This is a genomic window from Nocardia sp., assembly GCF_025465275.1.
Classification (GTDB): domain Bacteria; phylum Actinomycetota; class Actinomycetes; order Mycobacteriales; family Mycobacteriaceae; genus Nocardia.
In genome coordinates this window covers 1-6,568 of the sequence record NZ_JAODNK010000235.1, presented here as the reverse complement: position 1 = coordinate 6,568, position 6,568 = coordinate 1, and the positions used below count along the sequence as shown (strand labels likewise).

Genomic DNA, 6,568 nt, shown 5'->3' with positions numbered 1-6,568 from the left:
GGGAGATGTGCAGGACTGCTTGCAGGTACAGGGCGGGGCTGGCGGAACCGTTACGGGCGGGCAGGGACCGGGCGCAGGCTTGCACGATCAGGTCCTGGGTCACCGACGCCAACCGGCGGGTACTGGTTTCGATCTGCTGCATCAACTCCACGATGTCGGTGTCCGACACCGGAATCAACGACGCAGCGGTGAGGGTGTCGACCGCCGCGACCAGTGCGGCTGCACCGGTCGTGATTGCGGTTTCTCCCCGTGATTCCATGCCTTTATTCTACTCCCGGTAAACCGACCCTGAAAGGCGAATTGTGTTGTGATATAACGCTATTCAGAATCTTCGGGTTTAACAGAACCGCAACCAGCCTCTTGTCATTCACTGGGCTTCGCCGGGCCAGGTACTGGCTGTGGGGTACTCGAGGGTACCTGCGCGGGCTGTATGGTCCGGAGCGCTCCGGCGATGACACGCATCTTCGGGCTGTGCTCGGTGTCGTTGAACCAGTCATCCGAATGATGGGGAGCGTCACCGTTCGGGGCTCGGGGACTGCGGACCGGAGGTCGGGGCCTTCGGGCTTGCTCGTCTAGGCTGGGGGCCATGGACCCGAACTTCTTGTCGGTGTACACAGGTTTGGTGGTTGGAGTGGCCGTGGATACCGTCTACGGGATTCTGGTCGCGGTGTCGCCGGTTGTCGGTGACCCCTTCGGGGTGGTGGCGCATCCGGAGTGTGTGCTGGGTGCGTTGTCGGCCGGCACGTTCTGTACCGGCTGAGGGTTTGTGGTCACCAGCGACGTGGTCGATGATCTCGGTTCGCCTGTGCGGGTGCGGCGGCCGGTGCGGCGCGTGGTGTCGCTGGTGCCGTCGCTGACCGAGGCGATCGCGGTGACCTGTCCGGATCTGTTGGTCGGGGCCACCGACTGGTGTACGCATCCCCGGGAGTTGCCGGTTGAGCGGGTGCGGGGGACGAAGAATCCGAATGTTCGGCGGATTGTCGAGATCGCTCCGGATCTGGTGGTGTGCAACCAGGAGGAGAATCGGCGGATCGATGTCGATCGGCTTCGGGATGCCGGTATTGCGGTGTGGGTGACCAGGATTCGGACGCTGGAGGAAGCCTTCACGTCCATAGGCCGGCTATTCACGGCGGGCCTCGACGTCGGAACACCGGACTGGTTGGGGCAGGCCGAGGCGAAGTGGGCCCCGCCGCCACCGAAACCGCTGCGCAAGGCGGTGATTCCGGTGTGGCGTGATCCCTGGATGGTTGTCGGGCGAGAGACGTTCACCGGTGATCTCGCGCGTCGGCTGGGATTGGATCTCGTTCACGCTGACCGCCCAGGGCGGTATCCGACACTGTCTCGCCAGGAACTGGTGACTGACGTCGACCTCGCCGTACTCCCCGACGAGCCATATATCTTCACCGAAACCGATGGCCCGGACGCCTTTCCCGGAATTCCGGTGGCATTGGTCCAGGGTCGCAACCTCACCTGGTACGGCCCCTCATTGGTCACGGCCCGCGAGTCACTGATCGATCAACTGGCAGCGGCCACCGTCCTGGCGCCCCGAAAATAGGTTGCTGCGTTCCTACCCGATCTGTGAATGTTGCTATACCGCAGCCACTTCGGAACTGCGGAAAGGGAAGGTTCCGGTCTGTGCAGGCCGACCGGTCGACTGCGGTGAGGGCGATCCCGTCGTTCTCGAGTTCGACCATGTGCGAGGAACGAAACGAGCTGGGGGCACTGAAACCACCCATCGTTGTCGCAGAATGGGGGCCGTAGGTTGTGGCCGCCGCCGCGATGGGAGCTAGCGCTGTGCATGATGACCGTCGGTTGATCGAGAGTCGGCTGGGGCGGGTGCTCGGGGAGCGGATCGTTCCGGCGATTTATCCGGAGTCTGTGCCGCTGAGGGCATCTATGTGGGTTGCGTCGGATGAGCCTGTCCCGGTGGCTGAGGGGTTGGCTGGGCCTCGGACGGCAATCGAATCGGGGGATCGGTGGGGTGCGCCCTGGGGGACCAGTTGGTTGACGGTTGAGGGGACGGTCCCGGAGGGGTGGGCGGGGAAGACTGTCGAGGCGATTATCGATCTCGGGTTCGATCGGAATATGACGGGGTTTCAGTGCGAGGGGCTGGTTTATCGAGCGGATGGGTCGCCGGTGAAAGGGCTGCATCCGCGCAATCAGTGGGTGCGGGTGGCAGCGCCGGCGGTGGGTGGGGAGGATGTGGTGTTGCATGTCGAGGCGGCTTCGAATCCGGTCATTCCCTTCTTCTCACCGACTGCGCTCGGAGACAAGCTCACTGCCGGTGGGGAGCCGCAGTATCGGCTCGGGCGAATGGACCTCGCGGTATTCGATGAAGACGTGTGGCAGTTGGTGATGGACCTGGAAGTGCTCGGGGAGCTGATGCACGAGATGCCCGAGGATCCGGCCCGCCGCTACGACATTGTGCGGGCGATCGAGCGGGCGCTGGATGCCATCGATCTGCAGAATGTGAACTCGACTGCCGCGGCGGCGCGGGATTGTTTGGTCGATGTGCTCGCGAAGCCGGCGACACCGTCGGCGCACACGATTTCCGCGGTCGGCCATGCGCATATCGATACAGCGTGGTTGTGGCCGCTGCGCGAGACGGTGCGCAAGGTCGCGCGCACCACCGCGAATATGACCGCGCTGCTGGCCGAGGAACCCGAGTTCATCTTCACCATGTCCCAGGCCGCCCAATACGATTTCCTCAAGCAGCACCGGCCCGAGGTGTACGAGAAGGTCAAGAAGGCGGTGTCGGAGGGGCGGTTCGTGCCCGCCGGTGGGATGTGGGTGGAGTCGGATACGAATATGCCGGGCTCCGAGGCAATGGCGCGGCAGTTCGTGTACGGCAAGCGGTTCTTTCTGGAGGAATTCGGGATCGAGAACGAGGAGGCGTGGCTGCCCGACACGTTCGGATTCGCGGCCGGGCTGCCGCAGATCATCAAGGCTGCCGGGTCCAAATGGCTACTGACACAGAAGATCTCCTGGAGTGAGATCAATCAGTTCCCGCACCATACGTTCCTCTGGGAAGGCATCGACGGGACTCGGATCTTCACCCACTTTCCGCCGGTCGACACCTATAACTGCTCGATGCAGGGGCGCGAGATCGCGCACGCCGCACGGAATTTCAAGGACAAGGGCCGCGCGTCGATGTCACTGGCACCTACCGGGTGGGGTGACGGCGGTGGCGGCACCACGCGGGAGATGGTCGCGAAAGCCGCCAGGATGAAGAACCTCGAAGGCTCGCCGAAAGTGCTGTGGGACAAGCCCGCCGACTTCTTCGCCAAGGCCGAGGCCGAGTATTCGAACCCACCCGTGTGGGTGGGGGAGCTGTACCTGGAGTTGCATCGCGCCACGCTGACCAGTCAGGCGAAGACCAAGCAGGGCAATCGGCGCAGCGAGCACCTGCTGCGGGAAGCCGAGCTGTGGGCCGCCACGGCAGCGGTGCGGAAGGACTTCGCATACCCCTATGACGCATTCGATCACACCTGGAAGACGGTGCTACTGCACCAGTTTCACGACATTCTGCCGGGCTCGGCGATCGCGTGGGTGTACCGGGAGGCCGCGCAGACCTACGCGGCGGTGGCACAGGAACTGGCCGAGATTATCGAGCGGGCCCAATGGGTGCTTGGCGGTGAGCGGGTGGGGCCGAACCTCTTCAATTCGACGCCGCACCCGTGGCGATCGGTTCCGGCCGGGGCGGCCGCTCAGCCGGAGCAGTCCGGCTCGTGCTCGGTGATCGCACGCGCCGAGGGTGGCTTCGTCCTCGAAAACGGTGTGCTGCGAGTCGAAGTCGATGCGCGCGGGCTCGTCATATCGGTCTTCGACCTCGAGCGCCGGCGTGAGACATTGCCACCGGATTCGGCCGCGAACCTGCTGCAGCTGCATCCGGATCTGCCGAACTCGTGGGATGCCTGGGATGTCGACCTGTTCTATCGGAACCGGGTCACCGACCTCACCGACGTGGATTTCATTGTGGCAGGGCCGGATTCGACGGCCTCCGCGGTGGTGCGGGTGGGCCGGTCGTTCGGGTCCTCGAAGGTCGAGCAGATCCTGTCGCTGGGGGCCGGCGAGCACGGCCTCGATATCGATACCAGCGTCGACTGGCATGAGACCGAGAAATTCCTCAAACTGGCGTTCCCCCTGGACATTCACGCCGACCGCTATGCCTCCGAAACCCAGTTCGGGCACATGTTCCGGCCGACCCACACCAATACCAACTGGGAGTACGCGAAGTTCGAAGCCTGCAATCACAGGTTCGTGCACTTCGCCGAGCCGGGCTGGGGTGTGGCGCTGGTCAACGATTCGACCTACGGCCATGACGTCACCCGCACGGTCCGGGCCGATGGCGGGACGACAACAACGGTGCGGGCTTCGCTCTTGCGCGCGCCGCGCTTTCCCGATCCGGAGACCGACCACGGCGCGCACACTTTCCGGCACTCGCTGATTCCGGGCGCCTCGCTCGGCGATGCGGTGAGTGCGGGCTACCGCATCAACCTCGCGCCATTCACGCCGGCCGTCGCCAAGGCAGTCGCGCCGCTGTTCACCATCGACAATGACGCGGTGGTGAGCAGCGCCGTCAAACTGGCCGACGACGGCAGCGGCGATATTGTGCTCCGCATCTACGAGGCGCAGGGTGGCCGCGCGTCGGCGCTTGTCACCACCGGATTCGATACCTCCGGATTCCAGGTCTGCGATCTGCTGGAGCGGCCGGTAGGAAGCGACACTTCCGCCGTTGCGGAGGGTGCGGCGGTGCGGCTGCAGTTGCGACCGTTCCAGCTGGTCACACTCCGATTCACCCGTACCTGAACCGGCGAACCGGGGCGGAGTCACGAATCTCACCGCCCCGGTGGTTCGGCTCCGGGCATAAGTTCGGCGGTTCGCGGATTGTCAATGGGAGCGGGTGCGTACTGCCCGCGACCCGAACCAGTCGATTTCTCTGAAAGCCGGTGTTCGTATGCCCATCGCACTGTCCCTTCTCGACTTGGCGTCGATCGCGCCCGGGCAGACCGCGCGTGACAGCTTCGACAACAGCGTCAAGTTGGCGCAGGCCGCGGAGCGCAGTGGACATCGCCGCGTCTGGTACGCCGAGCACCACAATATGAGCTCGATCGCCTCGAGTGCGACGAGCGTTCTCATCGGGTATGTGGCAGCGCATACCGAGACCATTCGGCTCGGTGCGGGCGGGATCATGCTGCCCAATCACTCGCCGCTGGTGATCGCCGAGCAGTTCGGCACGCTGGAGACGCTCTTCCCCGGTCGCATCGATCTGGGTTTGGGCCGTGCGCCGGGCAGCGATCAGAAGACCATGCTGGCATTGCGCCGCAACCCCGCTTCGGCGGATTCGTTCCCGCAGGATGTGCTGGAACTGCAGGGCTACCTGTCGGGCCATTCGCGCATTCCAGGGGTCAAGGCCGTCCCGCGCGCGGAAGGCATTGTGCCGCTGTACATTCTGGGTTCGTCACTGTTCGGTGCTCAGCTCGCCGCTCACCTCGGTCTGCCGTATGCCTTCGCCTCCCACTTCTCACCCGACGCCCTGCACCAGGCGGTCCGCGCCTACCGTGATGGTTTCCAGCCCTCGGAGCAGCTGGCCGAGCCGTATGTCATGGCCGGTGTCAATGTGTTCGCCGCCGATGACCATGACGAGGCCGCGGAGCAGAAGACGATCTCCTATCGGGCACGCACCCGGGCATTCATCAAGCGCGGCGCAGCCGGTGCCGATTACACCGACGACGAGATCGACGCCTTCCTGTCCTCGCCGAACGGACACCAACTGGCATCGATGACCAAGTACACCGCTGTCGGCACCGCCACCGAAGTTGTTGCGTACCTGGAGGATTTCGCCGCCGGCATCCAAGCGGACGAACTCATCCTCGCCCACCACGCCCACAGCATCGAAGACCGGGTGCACTCCGTCGAACTCACCGGCCACGCCATGGCCGCCAGGGAACCCGCCACGCGCTGAGTGGCCTGGTACTGCAACGGCATTCGTGTGAGTGGTGGTTGAATTTTCCAGGTGGGGATCCAGTTCGAACAGTTCACCGTGCGAAGAGCGGTGGAAGCTGATGTCGAGGCGATCCACCGAGTGCTCGCAGCGAATGCCGCCGACACGTCGTTGTTCCAGCAGTCCAAGGGTCGGATCCGCCGCGACCTGAGCGATTTTGTGGTCGTGACGGACGCTGGTCGATTGGTGGGTCGTGCTGCGCTGCACCGCCACCGGCGGGCCAATGCGGAAATCCTGGCGGTTGCGGTCGACCCGGTCGCGCACGGCCACGGTATCGGCACGATGCTCGTGCGCGCGTGTATGGCCGATGTGGCGGGCGGGACGCTGGTCTGGCTCGCCACTGCGAAGCCTGCCTACTTCGCCCGCCATGGCTTCCAGCGCATGTCGAAGTGGCGGCTGCCGCCGCAGGTTGTGCTCCGAAAACTGAAGCTGGTCTTCGAGCAGCCGGTGCGGCGCCGGCTGCCCGCACTGTTCGGACGGCACACATTCATGCGCTTGCCTGGTCAGCGCGGCTGACTGCGGTTCCCCGATCGAGAGGGGGACTGTCGCTCCCTTCCTGACCGG

5 protein-coding genes and 1 pseudogene are annotated in these 6,568 nt (G+C 64.6%); 5 read left to right on the top strand and 1 reads right to left on the bottom strand.

The features are described 5' to 3' along the window. Positions 1-259, bottom strand: a pseudogene (locus tag JWN03_RS44680) (hypothetical protein); the annotation flags it as partial. Positions 260-586: 327 nt separating this feature from the next. Between JWN03_RS44680 and JWN03_RS44675 the strand changes: the two are divergent. From JWN03_RS44675 to JWN03_RS44655, 5 genes are all read left to right on the top strand, one after another. Further along, on the top strand, positions 587-760 hold the full coding sequence (locus JWN03_RS44675; protein WP_297628891.1) for a hypothetical protein: 174 nt from the start codon (positions 587-589) through the stop codon (positions 758-760). A gap of 6 nt (positions 761-766) precedes the next feature. Beyond that, positions 767-1,555, top strand: a complete 789-nt coding sequence (locus tag JWN03_RS44670; protein ID WP_297628890.1) for a helical backbone metal receptor — start codon at positions 767-769, stop codon at positions 1,553-1,555. A gap of 239 nt (positions 1,556-1,794) precedes the next feature. Then, positions 1,795-4,809, top strand: a complete 3,015-nt coding sequence (locus JWN03_RS44665) for an alpha-mannosidase (RefSeq protein WP_297628889.1) — start codon at positions 1,795-1,797, stop codon at positions 4,807-4,809. A gap of 148 nt (positions 4,810-4,957) precedes the next feature. Beyond that, positions 4,958-5,965, top strand: a complete 1,008-nt coding sequence (locus JWN03_RS44660; protein ID WP_297628888.1) for an LLM class flavin-dependent oxidoreductase — start codon at positions 4,958-4,960, stop codon at positions 5,963-5,965. A gap of 51 nt (positions 5,966-6,016) precedes the next feature. After that, a complete protein-coding gene (locus tag JWN03_RS44655; RefSeq protein ID WP_297628887.1) occupies positions 6,017-6,520 on the top strand; it encodes a GNAT family N-acetyltransferase in 504 nt (167 codons plus the stop codon). Positions 6,521-6,568 lie beyond the last annotated feature (48 nt).

Excerpts from the sequence above, each read along its gene's own strand:
- JWN03_RS44675 (WP_297628891.1), top strand. The coding sequence starts at position 587 with ATGGACCCGAACTTCTTGTCGGTGTACACAGGTTTGGTGGTTGGAGTG.
- JWN03_RS44660 (WP_297628888.1), top strand. The coding sequence starts at position 4,958 with ATGCCCATCGCACTGTCCCTTCTCGACTTGGCGTCGATCGCGCCCGGG.